This is a genomic window from Enterobacter sp. 4974935, assembly GCF_058661735.1.
On record NZ_JBZWGT010000003.1, the window covers coordinates 4,369,862 to 4,388,351 of the forward strand.

18 protein-coding genes are annotated in these 18,490 nt (G+C 53.2%); all 18 read right to left on the reverse strand.

Features of this window, described 5'->3' with window-relative positions; genetic code table 11:
* Nucleotides 1-14 precede the first annotated feature (14 nt).
* Entirely contained in the window at nt 15-905 is an 891-nt protein-coding gene (pstA, locus tag AC4OVS_RS22150; RefSeq protein WP_022649878.1) for a phosphate ABC transporter permease PstA, read from the reverse strand.
* Nucleotides 905-1,864: a phosphate ABC transporter permease PstC gene (gene pstC / locus AC4OVS_RS22155; protein ID WP_022649877.1), complete on the reverse strand. Its 960-nt coding sequence runs from the start codon at nt 1,862-1,864 to the stop codon at nt 905-907. Before pstC ends, pstA begins: the two co-directional genes overlap by 1 nt.
* A gap of 127 nt (nt 1,865-1,991) precedes the next feature.
* Nucleotides 1,992-3,032, reverse strand: a complete 1,041-nt coding sequence (gene pstS / locus AC4OVS_RS22160) for a phosphate ABC transporter substrate-binding protein PstS (protein WP_022649876.1) — start codon at nt 3,030-3,032, stop codon at nt 1,992-1,994.
* Nucleotides 3,033-3,310: 278 nt separating this feature from the next.
* Complete coding sequence (gene glmS, locus AC4OVS_RS22165) at nt 3,311-5,140, reverse strand: glutamine--fructose-6-phosphate transaminase (isomerizing) (protein WP_032626716.1); 1,830 nt, start codon at nt 5,138-5,140, stop codon at nt 3,311-3,313.
* A 240-nt stretch (nt 5,141-5,380) separates the two neighbouring features.
* Nucleotides 5,381-6,751, reverse strand: a complete 1,371-nt coding sequence (gene glmU, locus AC4OVS_RS22170) for a bifunctional UDP-N-acetylglucosamine diphosphorylase/glucosamine-1-phosphate N-acetyltransferase GlmU (protein ID WP_491922721.1) — start codon at nt 6,749-6,751, stop codon at nt 5,381-5,383.
* Between the two features lie 138 nt (nt 6,752-6,889).
* Nucleotides 6,890-7,309 carry a F0F1 ATP synthase subunit epsilon gene (locus tag AC4OVS_RS22175; protein WP_006177560.1) on the reverse strand — a complete coding sequence of 140 codons (420 nt, stop codon included), beginning with the start codon at nt 7,307-7,309 and terminating at the stop codon, nt 6,890-6,892.
* 20 nt (nt 7,310-7,329) lie between these two features.
* Nucleotides 7,330-8,712, reverse strand: a complete 1,383-nt coding sequence (atpD, locus tag AC4OVS_RS22180; protein ID WP_003862362.1) for a F0F1 ATP synthase subunit beta — start codon at nt 8,710-8,712, stop codon at nt 7,330-7,332.
* A gap of 31 nt (nt 8,713-8,743) precedes the next feature.
* On the reverse strand, nt 8,744-9,607 hold the full coding sequence (gene atpG, locus AC4OVS_RS22185; RefSeq protein ID WP_003862364.1) for a F0F1 ATP synthase subunit gamma: 864 nt from the start codon (nt 9,605-9,607) through the stop codon (nt 8,744-8,746).
* A gap of 51 nt (nt 9,608-9,658) precedes the next feature.
* Complete coding sequence (atpA, locus tag AC4OVS_RS22190; RefSeq protein WP_006808751.1) at nt 9,659-11,200, reverse strand: F0F1 ATP synthase subunit alpha; 1,542 nt, start codon at nt 11,198-11,200, stop codon at nt 9,659-9,661.
* A gap of 12 nt (nt 11,201-11,212) precedes the next feature.
* A complete protein-coding gene (gene atpH / locus AC4OVS_RS22195; RefSeq protein WP_003862369.1) occupies nt 11,213-11,746 on the reverse strand; it encodes a F0F1 ATP synthase subunit delta in 534 nt (177 codons plus the stop codon).
* Between the two features lie 14 nt (nt 11,747-11,760).
* Nucleotides 11,761-12,231, reverse strand: a complete 471-nt coding sequence (gene atpF, locus AC4OVS_RS22200) for a F0F1 ATP synthase subunit B (RefSeq protein WP_003862370.1) — start codon at nt 12,229-12,231, stop codon at nt 11,761-11,763.
* Between the two features lie 48 nt (nt 12,232-12,279).
* On the reverse strand, nt 12,280-12,519 hold the full coding sequence (gene atpE, locus AC4OVS_RS22205; protein ID WP_000429386.1) for a F0F1 ATP synthase subunit C: 240 nt from the start codon (nt 12,517-12,519) through the stop codon (nt 12,280-12,282).
* A 49-nt stretch (nt 12,520-12,568) separates the two neighbouring features.
* A complete protein-coding gene (gene atpB / locus AC4OVS_RS22210) occupies nt 12,569-13,384 on the reverse strand; it encodes a F0F1 ATP synthase subunit A (RefSeq protein WP_022649873.1) in 816 nt (271 codons plus the stop codon).
* Nucleotides 13,385-13,392: 8 nt separating this feature from the next.
* A complete protein-coding gene (gene atpI, locus AC4OVS_RS22215) occupies nt 13,393-13,773 on the reverse strand; it encodes a F0F1 ATP synthase subunit I (protein WP_003862375.1) in 381 nt (126 codons plus the stop codon).
* Nucleotides 13,774-14,389: 616 nt separating this feature from the next.
* Nucleotides 14,390-15,013 carry a 16S rRNA (guanine(527)-N(7))-methyltransferase RsmG gene (gene rsmG / locus AC4OVS_RS22220; protein ID WP_022649872.1) on the reverse strand — a complete coding sequence of 208 codons (624 nt, stop codon included), beginning with the start codon at nt 15,011-15,013 and terminating at the stop codon, nt 14,390-14,392.
* Nucleotides 15,014-15,120: 107 nt separating this feature from the next.
* Complete coding sequence (gene mnmG / locus AC4OVS_RS22225; RefSeq protein ID WP_022649871.1) at nt 15,121-17,010, reverse strand: tRNA uridine-5-carboxymethylaminomethyl(34) synthesis enzyme MnmG; 1,890 nt, start codon at nt 17,008-17,010, stop codon at nt 15,121-15,123.
* A 374-nt stretch (nt 17,011-17,384) separates the two neighbouring features.
* On the reverse strand, nt 17,385-17,834 hold the full coding sequence (gene mioC / locus AC4OVS_RS22230) for an FMN-binding protein MioC (protein WP_032626719.1): 450 nt from the start codon (nt 17,832-17,834) through the stop codon (nt 17,385-17,387).
* 90 nt (nt 17,835-17,924) lie between these two features.
* Complete coding sequence (gene asnC, locus AC4OVS_RS22235; RefSeq protein ID WP_003862383.1) at nt 17,925-18,383, reverse strand: transcriptional regulator AsnC; 459 nt, start codon at nt 18,381-18,383, stop codon at nt 17,925-17,927.
* Nucleotides 18,384-18,490: the final 107 nt, after the last annotated feature.

Below are 18,490 nucleotides of genomic sequence, written 5' to 3' on the forward strand. Positions count from 1 at the left end.
CGCGCCGTAAAAATTTAACCGTGTTTCTGCTTCGCGAAAATGACGCGCGCCAGAATGTTCAGCAACAGTACGCAAAGGGTGATGATCAGCACCCCGGCCCAGGCCAGCTGCTGCCATTCCGCGAATGGGCTCATCGCAAATTTAAAGATCGTCACCGGCAGGTTGGCGATCGGCTGCATCATGTCCGTACTCCAGAACTGGTTGGAGAGGGCGGTAAACAGCAGCGGTGCGGTTTCACCAGCGATACGGGCGATAGCCAGCAGGATACCGGTCATGATCCCCGAGACGGACGCTTTCAGGGTGATCGCCGAAATCATTTTCCATTTCGGCGTGCCCAGCGCGTAAGCCGCTTCACGCAGGCTGTCCGGCACCAGTTTCAGCATGTTTTCAGTGGTACGAATAACGATAGGCACCTGCAACAGCGCCAGCGCAATCACACCCGCCCAGCCGGAGAAGTGTTCCATTTGCGCCACCACGATGGTGTAAACAAACAGACCTACCACAATCGACGGGGCAGAAAGCAGAATGTCGTTAATAAAGCGGATGACTTCAGCGATCCAGGACTTGCGGCCATACTCCGCCAGATAGATACCCGCCATGATGCCCAACGGCGTACCGAAAACGGTCGCCCACAGGATCAGCAGGCCGCTGCCCGCCAGGGCGTTTGCCAGGCCACCACCCGCCGTGTTTGGCGGCGGCGTCATCTCGGTGAACAGCGCCAGGGACATTCCATCAATACCACGGGTGATGGTGGACATCAGGATCCAGATCAGCCAGAACAGGCCGAACGCCATCGTGGCCATGGAAAGCGTCAGCGCAATGCGGTTTTTAATCCGGCGCTTTGACTGCATTTTGCGACGAGATTCCGCAAGCTGAGCGGTGTTTTGCATGTCGAGAGTCGCCATTAGCGTGCCCCCTCGTTTTTAGCCAGACGCATAATCATCAGCTTGGAGATAGCCAGCACAATAAAGGTAATAACAAACAGGATCAGACCCAGTTCCATCAGCGCTGCGACGTGCAGCCCGGATTCCGCTTCGGCAAATTCGTTCGCCAGCGCAGAGGTAATACTGTTCCCCGGCATGTAGAGCGACACGCTGTCGAGCTGGTAGGTGTTGCCGATGATAAAGGTCACCGCCATGGTTTCACCCAGCGCGCGGCCTAAGCCCAGCATGATGCCGCCGATCACCCCATTCTTGGTGAACGGAAGGACGATGCGCCAGATAACCTCCCAGGTGGTGCAGCCGATGCCGTAGGCCGACTCTTTCATCATCACCGGGGTTTGTTCGAAGACATCGCGCATGACCGCCGCAATGTACGGAATAATCATGATGGCGAGGATCACGCCAGCCGCCAGAATACCGATACCGAATGCCGGGCCAGAGAACAGGGCCCCCACAAACGGAACGGCGGAGAGAACATTACCCACCGGCTCCTGGAAGTACGTCGCAAACAGCGGAGCAAAGATAAACAGGCCCCACATGCCGTAAACGATACTTGGGATGGCCGCCAGCAGTTCAATGGCGATACCCAGCGGACGTCGCAGCCAGCCTGGTGCCAGCTCCGTCAGGAACAGGGCAATACCGAAGCTTACCGGCACCGCAATCAGCAGAGCGATAAAAGAGGTCACCAGCGTGCCGTAAATCGGCACCAGCGCACCGTAAATATCGTTCGGCGCATCCCACTCTTTGGTCCACAGGAAGGCGAAACCAAATTTTTGAATGCTCGGCCAGGAGGAGAAAATGAGGGACACGATAATGCCGCCCAGCAGCAATAGCACAATCAGCGCAGCCAGTTTCACCAGCGCGCTGAAAATCATGTCACCTTTTTTACCCGGAGGGTTAAATGCAGGCTTGGTTGCAGCCATAAATTACTCTTCTTTATGAGACGTCTTACGAATATGCCCGGTGGCGCTGGCGCTTACCGGGCCTACAGGATGAACCGTAGGGCGGGATCGCTGCGCGCCACCCGCCATCTTCGTCAAAAATATCCTGTTAGTACAGCGCTTTACCGCTGCTGTCTTTCACGTTGGTTTTCCATGCAGCACGGATCTGCTCAACCACGCTGTCTGGCAGGCTGGCGTAATCCAGGTCATTCGCCTGTTTGCCGCCGTTTTTGTATGCCCAGTCGAAGAACTTCAGCACTTCAGCACCCTGCTCAGGCTTCTTCTGCTCTTTGTGGACCAGAATGAAGGTGGTAGACGTGATAGGCCATGCATCGTCGCCTTTCTGGTTGGTCAGGTCCTGAGCGAAGGATTTGCTCCAGTCAGCGCCTTTTGCGGCGTTAGCGAAGTTCTCTTCGGTCGGGCTAACCGGTTTGCCGTCAGCAGAAACCAGTTTGGTGTAAGCCAGGTTGTTCTGTTTCGCGTAAGCGTACTCTACGTAGCCGATAGAGCCAGGCAGACGCTGTACGAAGGCAGCGATACCGTCGTTGCCTTTACCGCCCAGACCGGTTGGCCAGTTAACGGTAGAGCCGGAACCGACTTTAGATTTCCACTCTTCGTTCACTTTCGCCAGGTAGCTGGTGAACACGAAAGAGGTACCAGAACCGTCAGCACGACGAACCACCGCGATATTCTGCGAAGGCAGCTTAACGCCCGGGTTCAGTTTGGTGATGGCTTCGTCATCCCATTTTTTGATTTTGCCCAGGTAGATATCACCCAGGGTTTTGCCGTCCAGCACCAGCTCGCCTGATTTCAGGCCAGGGATGTTAACAGCCAGCACAACGCCGCCGATCACGGTCGGGAACTGGAACAGGCCTTCCTGATTCAGTTTCTCATCAGACAGCGGAGCGTCGGATGCGCCGAAATCAACGGTATTCGCGGTAATTTGTTTTACGCCACCGGAGGAGCCGATACCCTGATAGTTGACCTTGTTACCGGTCTCTTTCTGGTAGGTATCCGCCCATTTGGCATACACCGGCGCAGGGAAGGTTGCACCAGCGCCAGTCAGGCTTGCTGCTGCGAAAGCAGAGAAAGCGCTCAGAGATAAGGTCGCGGCGACAACAGTTGCGACAGTGGTACGCATAACTTTCATAATGTCTCCTGCAAGGATTTCGTAAATCATTGTTTAAGTGGCTACGATGAGCAAAATAGGACAAACAGGTGACAGATAAATGTACGAAATATGACAGTTTTATGACAAAGAAAATTTCACTTAAAATTAAGCAAAAATCCATAAATAAATCATAAACTTAATGATTATTATGACAGCTTGTTTTCAGTAATATTTTCTTTATGTGACACTGATAAAATAGCTGAAAATGACGGATTGTCATAAAAAAAGGCTCCACCGGATGGCGGAGCCTGGAAGGATTATTCTACGGTAACGGACTTCGCCAGATTTCGCGGCTGGTCAACGTCGGTGCCTTTGATCAGCGCGACGTGGTAAGCCAGCAGTTGCAGCGGTACGGTGTAGAAGATCGGCGCAATCACCTCTTCCACATGCGGCATCTCGATGATGTGCATGTTGTCGCTGCTGGCGAAACCGGCATCTTTATCCGCAAAGACGTACAGTACACCACCACGGGCGCGCACCTCTTCGATGTTAGATTTCAGTTTTTCCAGCAGTTCGTTGTTCGGTGCCACCACGATAACCGGCATATCCGCGTCGATCAGCGCCAGCGGACCGTGTTTCAGCTCGCCTGCCGCGTAGGCTTCCGCGTGGATGTAGGAGATCTCTTTCAGCTTCAGCGCGCCTTCCAGCGCGATAGGGTACTGATCGCCACGGCCCAGGAACAGAGCGTGGTGCTTATCAGAGAAATCTTCAGCCAGCGCCTCAATGCGCTTGTCCTGAGACAGCATCTGCTCGATACGGCTCGGCAGCGCCTGGAGACCGTGAACGATGTCATGCTCAACGGAAGCATCTTCGCCTTTCAGACGCGCCAGCTTCGCCACCAGCATCAGCAGAACGGTCAGCTGCGTGGTGAACGCTTTGGTGGAGGCCACGCCGATTTCGGTGCCCGCTTTGGTCATCAGCGCCAGATCGGATTCACGCACCAGTGAGGAGCCCGGTACGTTACAGATGGCCAGCGAACCCAGGTAACCCAACTCTTTAGACAGACGCAGCGCCGCCAGGGTATCGGCCGTTTCGCCAGACTGGGAAAGAGTGATCATCAGGCTGTTACGGCGCACAGCGGATTTACGATAGCGGAACTCAGATGCGATTTCGACGTCGCACGGCACGCCCGCCAGGGATTCAAACCAGTAGCGAGAGACCATACCGGAGTTGTAAGAGGTACCGCAGGCCACGATCTGAATGTGCTCGACTTTGCTCAGCATTTCGTTGGCATTGGCGCCCAGCTCGCTCAGATCCACTTCACCATGGCTGATGCGCCCGGTCAGGGTGTTTTTAATGGCGTTTGGCTGTTCGTAGATCTCTTTCTGCATGTAGTGACGATAAGCACCTTTGTCGCCCGCGTCGTATTGCAGGTTTGATTCGATTTCCTGGCGCTTAACCTGCTCGCCTTTCGTGTCGAATACGGTCACGCTGCGACGTGTCACCTCGGCAATGTCGCCCTCTTCCAGGAAGATAAAGCGACGGGTAACCGGCAGCAGCGCCAGCTGGTCGGAAGCGATAAAGTTTTCACCCATGCCCAGACCAATCACCATCGGGCTACCGGAACGCGCGGCCAGCAGCGTGGACGGGTCACGGGAATCCATGATCACCGTACCGTAAGCACCACGCAGCTGAGGGATAGCGCGCAGCACCGCATCACGCAGTGTACCGCCCTGTGCCAGCTCCCAGTGCACCAGGTGAGCAATCACTTCGGTGTCGGTTTCAGAGACGAAGGTATAGCCGCGCGCTTTCAGTTCTTCACGCAGCGGTTCGTGGTTTTCGATAATGCCGTTATGCACCACCACAATGTGTTCAGACACATGCGGGTGTGCGTTGCCTTCAGATGGCTCACCGTGAGTCGCCCAGCGGGTATGCGCAATACCGGTGCCACCGTGCAGCGGATGTTCCTCCGCCGCCTGGGCCAGCATCTGCACTTTACCGAGACGACGCAGACGGGTCATATGACCTTCTGCATCGACGACAGCCAGACCGGCTGAGTCATAACCACGGTATTCCAGACGACGTAAACCTTCGAGAAGGATTTCAGCAATATCACGCTGCGCAACTGCGCCAACAATTCCACACATAGTTAGATTTCCTGATTATGGCGTTATGCCATGCGTTGTCGCTGACCTGTATTTGCCCTTTCCGGGCCCCCCGAGCCTTGTAGAGAGTGGGGTTATTTTTATGGGTACTGCTGGTGGGGGGAGGATTATGTTATCCCCTCACCCCGGCCCTCTCCCCATAGGGGAAAGGGTGAAAACCGCACCATTCAGTTCCCCTCTCCCCTATGGGGAGAGGGTCAGGGTGAGGGGTGTATATTGTCGTTACTTTTTCTTCACCGGGCGTTTCCAGCCCTGCTTACTGACCTGCGGAACGCGGCTTAACACCAGCTCGTTCTCGGCCACATCGCGCGTAACGGTTGTCCCGGCGGCAATGGTCACGCCTTTGCCCACGGTGACAGGCGCCACCAGCTGGGTATCGGAACCTACAAACACGTCATCACCGATGATGGTTTTAAACTTATTGGCACCGTCATAGTTACAGGTAATCGTCCCTGCACCGATGTTTACGTTGTCGCCAATTTCCGCATCGCCCAGATAGGTCAGATGACCGGCTTTCGAGCCTTTACCGAGACGTGCTTTTTTCATTTCCACGAAGTTACCTACATGAGCGCCTTCCAGCAGCTCAGCGCCCGGGCGCAGACGCGCAAACGGGCCGATGGTACAGGCGGAATCCAGACGCGCATCTTCTACCACGCTGTACGGGCTGATTTCGCAGTCGTCACCGATCACGCTGTTTTTAATCACACAGCCGGTGCCGATTTTGACGCGGTTGCCCAGCGTGACGTTACCTTCCAGGATAACGTTAGTATCTATTTCAACGTCGCGCCCGTGGGTCAGCGTGCCACGCAGATCGAAACGCGCCGGATCGCGCAGCATAACGCCCGCCAGCAACAGTTTTTCTGCCTGCTCGGACTGGTAAATACGCTCCAGGCGTGACAGCTGTAGACGGTTGTTTACCCCGTCCGTTTCGCTGATACGCGCCGGATGAACGGCAGCAATCTCACGCCCTTCCTGGTACGCCATCGCAATGATGTCGGTGATGTAGTATTCACCCTGCGCGTTGTTATTATTGAGTTTGGACAGCCAGCGCTTCATATCCGCACCGTTCGCAATCAGGATGCCGGTGTTGATCTCCTGAATCTGACGCTGTTCGTCAGTGGCATCTTTATGCTCAACAATCCCGGTTACCTTGCCGTTTTCACGCGTAATGCGGCCATAGCCGGTTGGATCGTCCAGCACGACGGTTAACAACCCAATGCCACCCTGCGGTTTGGCTTCACGCAGGCGAGTGAGGGTTTCAACGGAGATCAGCGGGACGTCGCCGTAGAGCATCAGGATGTCTTCATCATCAGCGAAGAAGGGTGCAGCCTGCTGCATTGCATGACCCGTACCCAGCTGTTCTGCCTGTAGCACCCAGTTGAGATTGTCGTCACGCAGCGTTTTTTTCAGCAGATCGCCGCCATGTCCATAAACCAGATGCACCTGGCTGGCAGCTAATTCATTAGCTGCATCAATAACATGCTGCACCATTGGCTTTCCTGCCAGCGTGTGGAGCACTTTAGGCAGATCGGAATACATGCGGGTACCTTTGCCTGCGGCAAGGATCACCACGCTCATCGCACTGTTTAACATACGCATCCTGACGGTAGTTTGTGTGAGAAGTAAAAACGTTTGATGCTTAAAATTCTACATCTTTTTCATCATGAATTAAGGCCGAAAAAAAAAGCCAGCCTGGGATCCAGACTGGCTTTTGTGCTTTTCAAGCCGGTGTTACATCGCTTTTTTGGTCAACTCGATAACGCGCAGTTTCGCGATCGCTTTGGCCAGCTCCGCAGACGCCTGAGCGTAATCCACGTCACCATGAGAGCTGCTAATGTGCTCTTCAGCCTTACGCTTCGATTCCAGGGCTCGCGCTTCGTCGAGATCCTGGCCACGAATAGCGGTATCGGCCAGAACGGTCACACTGCCTGGCTGCACTTCAAGAATGCCGCCGGACAGATAGATAAACTCTTCATGACCGAACTGTTTAACGATGCGGATCATACCAGGCTTAATGGCGGTGAGCAGCGGTGCGTGACCCGGGAAAATACCCAGTTCACCTTCACTACCCGTTACCTGGATTTTCTCGACCAGACCAGAGAACATTTGTTGCTCTGCGCTGACGACGTCCAGGTGGTAAGTCATTGCCATATCACCCTCCGATTAAGGCGTTAAAGTTTTTTGGCTTTTTCCACGGCTTCTTCGATGGAACCAACCATGTAGAACGCCTGCTCTGGCAGGTGATCGTATTCGCCTTCCATGATGCCTTTAAAGCCACGGATGGTGTCTTTCAGGGAAACGTATTTACCTGGAGAACCGGTGAATACTTCCGCAACGAAGAACGGCTGGGACAGGAAGCGCTGGATCTTACGCGCACGTGCTACCACCAGTTTGTCTTCTTCAGACAGTTCATCCATACCCAGGATGGCGATGATGTCTTTCAGTTCCTGGTAACGTTGCAGCAGGGACTGTACGCCACGCGCGGTGTCGTAGTGTTCCTGGCCAACAACCAGTGGATCCAGCTGACGGCTGGTAGAGTCCAGCGGGTCAACGGCCGGGTAGATACCCAGAGACGCGATCTGACGGCTCAGTACCACGGTTGCATCTAAGTGAGCAAAGGTGGTGGCTGGAGATGGGTCAGTCAAGTCATCCGCAGGTACGTATACCGCCTGAACGGAGGTGATAGAACCAGTTTTGGTAGAGGTGATACGTTCCTGAAGAACACCCATCTCTTCCGCAAGCGTAGGCTGATAACCTACCGCTGAAGGCATACGACCCAGCAGTGCAGATACTTCAGTACCGGCCAGGGTGTAACGGTAGATGTTATCAACGAACAGCAGAACGTCACGGCCTTCGTCACGGAACTTCTCAGCCATCGTCAGGCCAGTCAGCGCAACGCGCAGACGGTTTCCTGGTGGCTCGTTCATCTGGCCGTAAACCAGGGATACTTTATCCAGAACGTTGGAGTCGGTCATTTCGTGGTAGAAGTCGTTACCCTCACGAGTACGTTCACCAACACCCGCAAACACGGAGTAACCGGAGTGCTCGATCGCGATGTTACGGATCAGCTCCATCATGTTTACGGTTTTACCTACACCCGCACCACCGAACAGACCAACTTTACCGCCCTTCGCGAACGGGCACATCAGGTCGATAACTTTGATGCCGGTTTCCAGCAGTTCCTGAGAGCTGGACAGCTCTTCGTAGGAAGGTGCCGCGCGGTGGATAGCCCAACGCTCTTCTTCACCGATGTCGCCTTTCATGTCGATTGGTTGACCCAATACGTTCATGATACGACCCAGTGTTGCTTTACCTACCGGGACTTCGATCGGGTGCTCAAGGTCTTTCACTTCCAGACCACGACGCAGACCGTCGGAAGAACCCATGGCGATGGTACGCACGATACCGCCGCCGAGCTGCTGCTGAACTTCCAGCACCAGGCTCTCGTTACCATTTTGTACCTCAAGCGCGTCGTACACGCGTGGTACGGCGTCCTGAGGGAACTCGACGTCCACCACGGCGCCGATTACCTGGACAATCTTTCCAGTAGCCATCTTGAATCCTCTACGTAATTCGTAAACCTGGTTAAACCGCGGCGGCCCCCGAGACGATCTCGGTGAGTTCCTGAGTAATGCTGGCCTGACGAGCTTTGTTGTAAACCAACTGCAGCTCTTTAATCAGGCTGCCGCCATTATCGGTCGCGGCTTTCATCGCCACCATTCGTGCGGCCTGCTCGCTGGCCAGGTTTTCTACAACGCCCTGATAAACCTGAGATTCAACGTAACGACGCAGCAGGGTATCCAGCAGCGGTTTCGGATCGGGTTCATACAGGTAATCCCAGGCTTTCTGTTTCAGCTCGTCATCTTCTGATGCCGGTAACGGCAGCATCTGAGTGAGCGTAGGCACCTGAGACATGGTGTTAATAAATTTGTTGCTGACAACGTACAGTCTGTCCAGACGGCCTTCATCGTAGGCCTGCAACATCACTTTAACCGGGCCGATCAGTTCGGACAGGGACGGGTTATCACCCATACCGGTCACCTGAGCGACAATGTTGCCACCAACGGAGTTAAAGAAAGAGACGCCTTTAGAGCCAATCAGTGCCAGATCGCACTGAACGCCTTTATCGGACCAGCCTTTCATATCCGCCAGCAGTTTTTTGAACAGGTTAATGTTCAAGCCGCCACACAGACCACGGTCAGTCGACACCACCAGGTAGCCCACGCGCTTAACGTCGCGTTCTTCCAGGTAAGGGTGCTTATATTCCAGATTACCGTTTGCAAGGTGACCAATCACTTTGCGCATGGTCTCTGCATAAGGACGGCTGGCCGCCATGCGATCCTGCGATTTACGCATTTTGGAAGCGGCGACCATCTCCATCGCTTTAGTGATCTTTTGCGTGTTCTGGACGCTTGCGATCTTACTACGTATCTCTTTTGCGCCGGCCATGAGCTTCTCCTCAATGCCAGACGGCTTGTCCTGAGACAAGCCGCCGGACGATTACCAGGATTGGGTTGCTTTGAAGGAATCGAGGATAGCTTTCAGCTTGCCTTCGATTTCGTCGTTATAGCCACCGGTCTGGTTGATCTCTTGCATCAGCGGAGCGTGATCACGGTCGACGTAAGCCAGCAGAGCGGCTTCGAAGCTACCGATTTTCGCCAGTTCCACATCTTCGAGGTAACCGCGTTCAGCCGCGAACAGTACCAGGCCCTGCTGAGCAACAGACATTGGCGCGTACTGTTTCTGCTTCAGCAGCTCGGTCACTTTCTGACCGTGGCTCAGCTGTTTACGGGTTGCTTCGTCCAGATCGGATGCGAACTGAGAGAACGCAGCCAGTTCACGATACTGTGCCAGCGCGGTACGGATACCACCGGACAGCTTCTTGATGATCTTGGTCTGAGCAGCACCACCCACACGGGATACGGAGATACCCGGGTTAACCGCCGGACGAATACCGGAGTTAAACAGGTTGGTTTCCAGGAAGATCTGACCATCGGTAATGGAGATTACGTTGGTCGGAACGAACGCAGAAACGTCACCCGCCTGGGTTTCAATGATCGGCAGAGCGGTCAGAGAACCTGTTTTACCCTTCACTTCACCTTTGGTGAAGTTCTCGACGTATTCCGCATTAACGCGGGAAGCACGCTCCAGCAGACGAGAGTGGAGGTAGAATACGTCGCCCGGGAATGCTTCACGTCCTGGTGGACGACGGAGCAGCAGGGAAACCTGACGATAAGCAACAGCCTGTTTAGACAGGTCATCGTATACGATCAGCGCATCTTCACCGCGGTCACGGAAGTATTCGCCCATTGCGCAACCAGCGTATGGTGCCAGGTATTGCAGTGCAGCAGATTCAGACGCGGTAGCTACCACAACGATGGTGTTAGACAGTGCGCCGTGCTCTTCCAGTTTACGAACCACGTTGGAAATGGTGGACGCTTTCTGGCCGATAGCCACGTACACACATTTGATGCCGGAATCACGCTGGTTGATGATGGCGTCGATTGCCATCGCGGTTTTACCGGTCTGACGGTCACCGATGATCAGTTCACGCTGACCACGACCGATTGGGATCATGGCATCAACGGACTTATAACCCGTCTGCACTGGCTGATCAACGGACTGACGGTCGATAACGCCTGGTGCGATAACTTCGATTGGAGAGAAGCCATCGTGCTCAACCGGACCTTTACCGTCGATTGGCGCACCCAGGGTGTTAACAACGCGACCCAGCAGGCCACGGCCAACCGGCACTTCCAGAATACGGCCAGTACACTTAACCTTCATGCCTTCGGCAAGGTCAGCGTATGGACCCATCACAACGGCACCTACGGAGTCGCGCTCCAGGTTCAGTGCGATAGCGTAACGGTTACCCGGCAGGGAAATCATCTCACCCTGCATACAATCGGCCAGGCCGTGGATGCGGATAACACCGTCACTTACAGAAACAATAGTACCTTCGTTGTGAGCTTCACTCACAACACTGAACTGAGCAATGCGCTGCTTGATCAGTTCGCTGATTTCGGTGGAATTCAGTTGCATGCTCCAGTCCCCTTAAGACTGCAAGACGTCTGCAAGGCGCTCAAGACGGCCGCGTACGCTGCCATCAATGACCATATCACCCGAACGGATGATTACGCCTGCCATTACAGACTTATCGATTTTGCAATTCAGCTTAACTTTGCGTGACAGACGTTTTTCCATCGCGGCGGTGATTTTCGCAAGCTGTTCATCACTCAGTTCAGTCGCGGAAGTTACTTCAACTTCAGCGGTAGCTTCACTAAGGGCACGTAAGTGCTCAAACTGCTCGAGAACATCCGGGAGCACACGGAGACGACCATTTTCCGCCATCACCTTAATCAGGTTCTGGCCGTTGGCATCCAGTTGCTCTCCGCACACGGCGATAAACGACGCGGCGAGGGTTTCAGGCGCTAACGCACCAGAAAGCAACTCGGCCATTTGTTCGTTTTTCGTCACCTCAGCGGCAAACGCCAGCATATTCTGCCAGCGATCGACATTTTGGTGTTCGACAGCAAAGTCAAAAGCTGCTTTGGCGTAGGGGCGAGCTACCGTAACAAATTCAGACATCAGCCCCTCCCTCCTTACAGTTCAGCGACAAGTTTGTCCACGATGTCGCTGTTAGCAGCTTCATCCACGGAACGTTCGATGATCTTCTCGGCGCCAGCAACAGCCAGAATCGCAACCTGCTTACGCAGTTCTTCACGAGCACGTTTACGCTCAGCTTCAATTTCAGCCTGAGCCTGTGTCACGATCTTAGTACGTTCCTGTTCTGCTTCAGCTTTGGCTTCGTCCAGGATCTGAGAACGGCGTTTGTTAGCCTGTTCAATGATTACCTGAGCTTCAGCTTTCGCTTTTTTCAGCTGGTCTGTCGCGTTGGCCTGTGCAAGGTCCAAATCTTTCTTAGCGCGTTCTGCGGAAGCCAGACCGTCAGCAATTTCTTTCTGACGTTTTTCGATGGCAGCCATTAAAGGCGGCCATACATACTTCATGCAGAACCAGACAAAGAGAATAAACGCGATGGCCTGGCCGAGGATTGTTGCGTTCATGTTCACAGCACAATACCTCTTAAATTTCTGTGGCTTGGGGTTTTAAAACAACTACTACGCGACAGCAAACATCACGTACAGACCCAGACCTACAGCGATCATTGGGATTGCATCCACCAGACCCATAACGATAAAGAACTGAGTACGCAGCAGAGGAATCAGATCAGGTTGACGCGCTGCGCCTTCCAGGAATTTGCCCCCGAGGATGCCGATACCGATCGCAGCACCGATAGCCGCCAGACCCATCATCACAGCGGCAGCCATGTACAGCAGATCCATATTCAGGTTTTCCATGACAGTCTCCAGTTTGTTTCAATTAAAACGTAGTAGTGTTGGTAAAAAATCAGTGCTCTTCAGACGCCATCGACAGATAGACGATCGTCAGAACCATGAAGATAAAGGCTTGCAGCGTAATGATCAGGATGTGGAAAATGGCCCATGGCACATTCAGAATCCACTGTGACCACCACGGCAGAAGACCCGCGATCAGAATGAAAATCAGCTCACCCGCATACATGTTGCCGAACAGTCGCAGACCCAGTGAAACAGGTTTGGACAGCAGGCTAACGCCTTCCAGGATCAGGTTGACCGGAATAAACGCCCAGTGGTTGAACGGCTGCAAGGTAAGCTCTTTCACAAAGCCGCTTACGCCTTTCATTTTGATGCTGTAGAAAAGAATCAGGATAAATACGCCCAGCGCCATCGACAGGGTGATGTTCACGTCGGCAGACGGAACCACGCGCAGGGCAGGCAGACCGAAGACATGTTCGCCGATCCACGGCAGGAAATCGATAGGCAGAAGGTCCATCAGGTTCATCAGGAAGACCCAAACGAACACGGTCAGGGCCAGCGGAGCAATCAGCTTGCTCTTACCATGGTACATGTCTTTGACGCTGCCATGGACGAAGCCGATGATCATCTCGATGAACGTCTGGAATTTCCCTGGAACACCGCTGGTCGCTCGTTTAGCAACACCGCGGAACATGGCCAGGAACAGAAGACCCAAAACCACCGAGAAGAACATGGAGTCGATGTTGATCGTCCAGAAGGTGGCCGGGGGGTTATGTGGATCCACCAGCGAGAATGTACGCAGGTCCAGCTGAAGGTTATTCAGATGGTGACCTATGTAATCCTGCGGCGTCATATTTTCTGAAGCCATGATGCCTTTTACCCTTTGTTATTGATTACAGCTGGAGCCAGAACTTGTACCACCAGCACCAAAACCCACGTTGCTATCAGCGGCATGAATACCACTTTCAAAACCGCCAGCGCCATCACCAGTAGAGCAAAGGTCAGCAACACCTTACACACTTCGCCGAGAGCGAAGGACCAGGCCACGCGGCCTTTGGCGGGTGTATGCGCCTGATGACGCCAGGCAAAAATCATAAACAACACGTTTGGCAGAACCACCGCCAAACCTCCGCACGCGGCGGAGATGCCCCAGAAGGGGTCTTTGAGGCTAAACAGCAGTCCACTTGCTATCACAGCCAGAAACTGAATGAACAGAAGCTTACGAGCAACGTTTCTACTCAAGAGCGACACAGACATCACGTTTTTACTCCTGCTCCCTTCGAGGTATGCCGCGTGTCGTATAAAACGTCCTTTAAGGCTCAGAGTCAAGCATCAAAAAGCGGTCAAATTATACGGTGCGTACCCGTGATTTCAAACATTAAGTAGCGAAAAGGTGAATAAATGTTTAAATATTTTTCCCCAGTCCTATTTTTCAACTTTTGAACTCAGTGCCAACCTTCAGGCAAAACTGCAAACAGCGCGGAAACGTTGGTGATAAAGCGTGCACGAGATCACAAAATACACATTTGCGATAAAGTGGTATTTATCAAAGACGTAAAACGATTTATTTCATCCGATTGAAATTAAAGCAAAAAAATCGCAACTATTTTTAAAACAGAGCCGTATACAACAAAAACCTTTTATTGACATTCTTAATAAATATTTAACATTTCATTCTTGTTGCCTTTACCCACTTTTAGCAGGCTGATATTTTCATGGTTGACTATCTTCAGGGTGAACGAATCACTTCAGGTTAACCATAAGAAAATCCATGGTGACAACAAGGTTAAATTAACTACGGCCAAATCTGACTGGATGTGCTGCTTTTTAACACCATCAGAACAGCACAAATTCCACATTTTTTATTAATTTTTTAAAATGTGTTTGGCTTAATTATCACCAGATGACGCTCACCTTCGAGCTGAGGGATCTGGAGTTTTTCAATGGATTCCACTGCAAAACCGTCCGGAAGCTGCTCTATTTCGTCCCCCGGAAGTTGTCCTTTCAGCGCATAAAAACGGCCCTTATCCGCCGGCAGGTGTTTGCACCAGCTCACCATGTCATTGAGTGAGGCAAACGCGCGGCTGATAACGCCGTCAAACGGTGGCTCTGCCGGGAACTCCTCTACCCTGCTCTGCACGGGCGTGATGTTTTCCAGCTTCAGCTCATGCTGAACCTGTCGTAAAAAGCGTACGCGCTTGCCCAGACTGTCCAGCAGCGTGAAATGACTCTCCGGTCGAACAATAGACAACGGAACGCCCGGCAAGCCCGGACCGGTGCCCACGTCGATAAAACGTTCACCGGTAAGATACGGCGCCACAACGATGCTATCGAGAATATGGCGAATCAGCATCTCGTTGGGATCGCGTACGGAGGTGAGGTTGTACGCTTTATTCCATTTGTTCAGCATATCGACATAGGCCACCAGCTGATTTTTCTGGTGATCGGTGAGCGAAATACCTGCCTGTTCCAGCAGACGAGAGAGTTTATTGAGCACGGTGGATACCTGTTAAGAGATTTTTCGCCCGGTGGCACAGCCGCTTACCGGGCCTACGATTAAGTAGGGCGGGTAAGCGAAGCGCCACCCGCCAAAAGCAATGTTAATTACGCGCTGCGGCGCAGCATACCCTGCTTTTTCAGCCACACCAGCAGAATCGAAATCGCGGCAGGTGTGACACCGGAGATACGTGAGGCCTGGCCAATCGACACAGGTTTGTGATCGTTCAGCTTAGCGATCACTTCGTTGGAAAGCCCCGTCACCTGACGATAGTCCAGCATTTCCGGCAGCAGCGTATTTTCGTTGCGCTGCTGTTTTTCGATCTCATCCTGCTGACGCGCGATGTAACCTTCGTATTTCACCTGAATCTCGACCTGTTCAGCCGCTTCAGCGTCTTCAAGGCCCGGTGCGAACGCGGTCAGTTTGACCAGATTCTCGTAGGTGACTTCAGGACGGCGCAACAGATCTTCACCACTGGCTTCGCGCGAAAGCGGCGCAGTTAAGTGAGCGTTCACTTCAGCAGCAGTTTCCGCCTGCGGATTCACCCAGGTGGTTTTCAGGCGCTGACGTTCCTGTTCGATACGCTCTAGCTTCTCGTTGAAGCGCGCCCAGCGTTCGTCATCCACCAGACCCAATTCGCGGCCCACCTCGGTCAGACGCAGATCGGCATTGTCTTCGCGCAGCATCAGGCGATATTCCGCACGAGAAGTAAACATGCGGTACGGTTCTTTGGTCCCCAGCGTGCAGAGATCGTCGACCAGAACGCCCAGGTAAGCCTGAGAACGCGCTGGTGCCCAGCCCTCTTTCTCGGCAGAGAAGCGAGCGGCGTTCAGACCGGCCAGCAGCCCTTGTGCGGCAGCTTCTTCGTACCCGGTGGTGCCGTTAATCTGGCCTGCGAAGAACAGACCCTGGATGAATTTGCTTTCCAGCGTCGGCTTCAGGTCACGCGGATCGAAGAAATCGTACTCAATAGCGTAGCCAGGACGAACGATCTTCGCGTTTTCCATCCCCTGCATTGAACGCACAATCTGCATCTGCACGTCGAACGGCAGGCTGGTGGAGATGCCGTTCGGGTAAATTTCGTTCGAGGTCAGCCCTTCAGGTTCGAGGAAGATCTGATGCTGGTTACGATCGGCAAAGCGCATCACTTTATCTTCGATCGACGGGCAATAACGTGGGCCGATCCCTTCGATCACGCCGGCGTACATTGGGCTGCGATCGAGGTTGCTGCGGATCACGTCATGGGTTTTTTCATTGGTGTGCGTGATGTAGCACGGCACCTGCTGCGGATGTTGCGCCGCATTGCCCATGAACGAGAACACCGGCATCGGGTTATCACCGTGCTGCTGTGCCAGTACGCTGAAATCAATGGTACGCGCATCAATTCGCGGCGGCGTACCGGTTTTCAGGCGGCTTACGCGCAGCGGCAGCTCACGCAGACGACGAGACAGCGGAATCGACGGCGGATCGCCCGCACGGCCACCGCTGTAGTTGTCCAGACCAATATGGATTTTACCGTCCAGGAATGTCCCGACCGTCAGCACCACCGCTTTTGCGCGGAACTTGAGACCCATCTGGGTCACGGCGCCAACAACACGATCGTTTTCCACGATAAGATCTTCTACAGCCTGCTGGAAGATCATCAGGTTCGGTTGGTTTTCCAGCGCGGTGCGCACAGCCTGACGGTAAAGCACGCGGTCTGCCTGTGCACGGGTGGCGCGAACAGCCGGTCCTTTACTCGCGTTTAGTATCCTAAACTGAATGCCCGCATGATCGATCGCTTTCGCCATCAGGCCGCCAAGTGCATCCACTTCTTTTACCAGGTGTCCTTTCCCAATGCCGCCAATCGCCGGATTACAGGACATTTGTCCCAGCGTGTCGATATTGTGTGTCAAAAGCAGGGTCTGCTGACCCATTCGCGCTGCGGCCATTGCGGCCTCAGTGCCTGCGTGACCCCCGCCAATGATGATGACGTCAAAAGGATCCTGATAAAACATGGTGGTCTGCCTCGCGTAAAGCGGTATGAAAATGGATTGAAGCCCGGGCCGTGGATTCTACTCAACTTTAGTCTTTCGAGAAAGCATTGGGATCCTGGGCTATTAAAAAGAAGATCTTTTTATTTAGAGATCTGTTCTATTGTGATCTCTTATTAGGATCGCAGACCTTTGTGGATAAGTCCGATCCCATAAATAAGATCATGCAGTTAGGAAGGATCGTTTGCTGTGAATGATCGGTGATCCTGGACCGTATAAGCTGGGATCAGATCGCCACTTTATACACAGGTCAAAAACTAAACTAACGTTGTTCTTTGGATAACTACGGGTTAATACGAGCTTTTAACCAGAGTTATCCACATCTGATCGCACGATCTTTAATCGTTTTTGAGTAAATTTTTCCATTCCGCGAGCCAGATCTCAGCTGGATCTTCGGGAATATCATGATCGAGGATGTTGATCTTCAGTGTTTCACCCAGCTGTTTTGCTCCGCAGGCGGTCACCGCAGCTTCTACTTTCTCTATGGCGCCACAGAAAGTGTCATATTCACGGCTGCCGATCCCTACAGCGCCAAACCGGACGTTTGCCAGATCGGGCTGTTGTTCCAGCAGTTCGTCATATAAAGGTTGCAGGTTATCCGGCAGATCGCCCGCGCCGTGCGTGGAGGTGATCAGCAGCCAGACCCCGTCAGTCGGGAGATCTTCCAGCAGCGGTCCGTGCAGCGTTTGTGTAGAAAAGCCCGCGTCTTCCAGCTTCTCAGCCAGATGTTCCGCTACATATTCCGCACCGCCCAGGGTGCTGCCGCTGATAAGAGTAATGTCCGCCATTGATCGCTCGCTCAGATAAAGAGGCGGCCATTGTACGCTGTGAACGAGCTGGGATCTACCTGTGGAAAATGTGGGAATGAAATTGCCCGATCACGGGCGGATAGTACGCATGATCGGGTTTTGCAGGGAGATCAGGGTTTCGGTGGACTGAATTTCATCGATTGTTTGGATCTTGTTGATAAGTACCTGCTGGAGGGCGTCGATGGATCGGCACATGACCTTTATAAAGATGCTGTAGTGCCCGGTGGTGTAGTACGCCTCAGTGACTTCATCCAGCGCGTTCAGCTTCTCCAGCGCGGAGGGGTAATCTTTGGCGCTTTTCAGAATAATGCCAATGAAGCAGCAGACGTCGTAGCCGAGTTGCTTCGGGCTGACATCAATGCGTGCGCCGGTGATGATCCCGGCCTGCTTCATTTTCTCTACGCGAACGTGAATGGTCCCCGGGCTGACGCCAAATTGTTTCGCCAGTTCGGCATACGCGGTGCGTGCGTTGGCCATGAGCGCTTCCAGAATGCCGCGGTCCAGATTGTCGATCTGATAATTTTCCATAGGTTTTTCTTATGAAGATTAATGATTCCTTCTATTCTAGCGTCTTATTTTAACGAATCAAAAGTGAAGGTGGCTTTTTGTTGATGGGTTATTGAATTAAGCGCCTG

Bases quoted from the DNA above. Each gene is read 5' to 3' on its own strand.
- pstA (WP_022649878.1), bottom strand. From the start codon at position 905: ATGGCGACTCTCGACATGCAAAACACCGCTCAGCTTGCGGAATCTCGT.
- pstC (WP_022649877.1), bottom strand. From the start codon at position 1,864: ATGGCTGCAACCAAGCCTGCATTTAACCCTCCGGGTAAAAAAGGTGAC.
- pstS (WP_022649876.1), bottom strand. From the start codon at position 3,032: ATGAAAGTTATGCGTACCACTGTCGCAACTGTTGTCGCCGCGACCTTA.
- glmS (WP_032626716.1), bottom strand. From the start codon at position 5,140: ATGTGTGGAATTGTTGGCGCAGTTGCGCAGCGTGATATTGCTGAAATC.
- glmU (WP_491922721.1), bottom strand. From the start codon at position 6,751: ATGTTAAACAGTGCGATGAGCGTGGTGATCCTTGCCGCAGGCAAAGGT.
- AC4OVS_RS22175 (WP_006177560.1), bottom strand. From the start codon at position 7,309: ATGGCAATGACTTACCACCTGGACGTCGTCAGCGCAGAGCAACAAATG.
- atpD (WP_003862362.1), bottom strand. From the start codon at position 8,712: ATGGCTACTGGAAAGATTGTCCAGGTAATCGGCGCCGTGGTGGACGTC.
- atpG (WP_003862364.1), bottom strand. From the start codon at position 9,607: ATGGCCGGCGCAAAAGAGATACGTAGTAAGATCGCAAGCGTCCAGAAC.
- atpA (WP_006808751.1), bottom strand. From the start codon at position 11,200: ATGCAACTGAATTCCACCGAAATCAGCGAACTGATCAAGCAGCGCATT.
- atpH (WP_003862369.1), bottom strand. From the start codon at position 11,746: ATGTCTGAATTTGTTACGGTAGCTCGCCCCTACGCCAAAGCAGCTTTT.
- atpE (WP_000429386.1), bottom strand. From the start codon at position 12,519: ATGGAAAACCTGAATATGGATCTGCTGTACATGGCTGCCGCTGTGATG.
- atpB (WP_022649873.1), bottom strand. From the start codon at position 13,384: ATGGCTTCAGAAAATATGACGCCGCAGGATTACATAGGTCACCATCTG.
- atpI (WP_003862375.1), bottom strand. From the start codon at position 13,773: ATGTCTGTGTCGCTCTTGAGTAGAAACGTTGCTCGTAAGCTTCTGTTC.
- mnmG (WP_022649871.1), bottom strand. From the start codon at position 17,010: ATGTTTTATCAGGATCCTTTTGACGTCATCATCATTGGCGGGGGTCAC.
- mioC (WP_032626719.1), bottom strand. From the start codon at position 17,834: ATGGCGGACATTACTCTTATCAGCGGCAGCACCCTGGGCGGTGCGGAA.
- asnC (WP_003862383.1), bottom strand. From the start codon at position 18,383: ATGGAAAATTATCAGATCGACAATCTGGACCGCGGCATTCTGGAAGCG.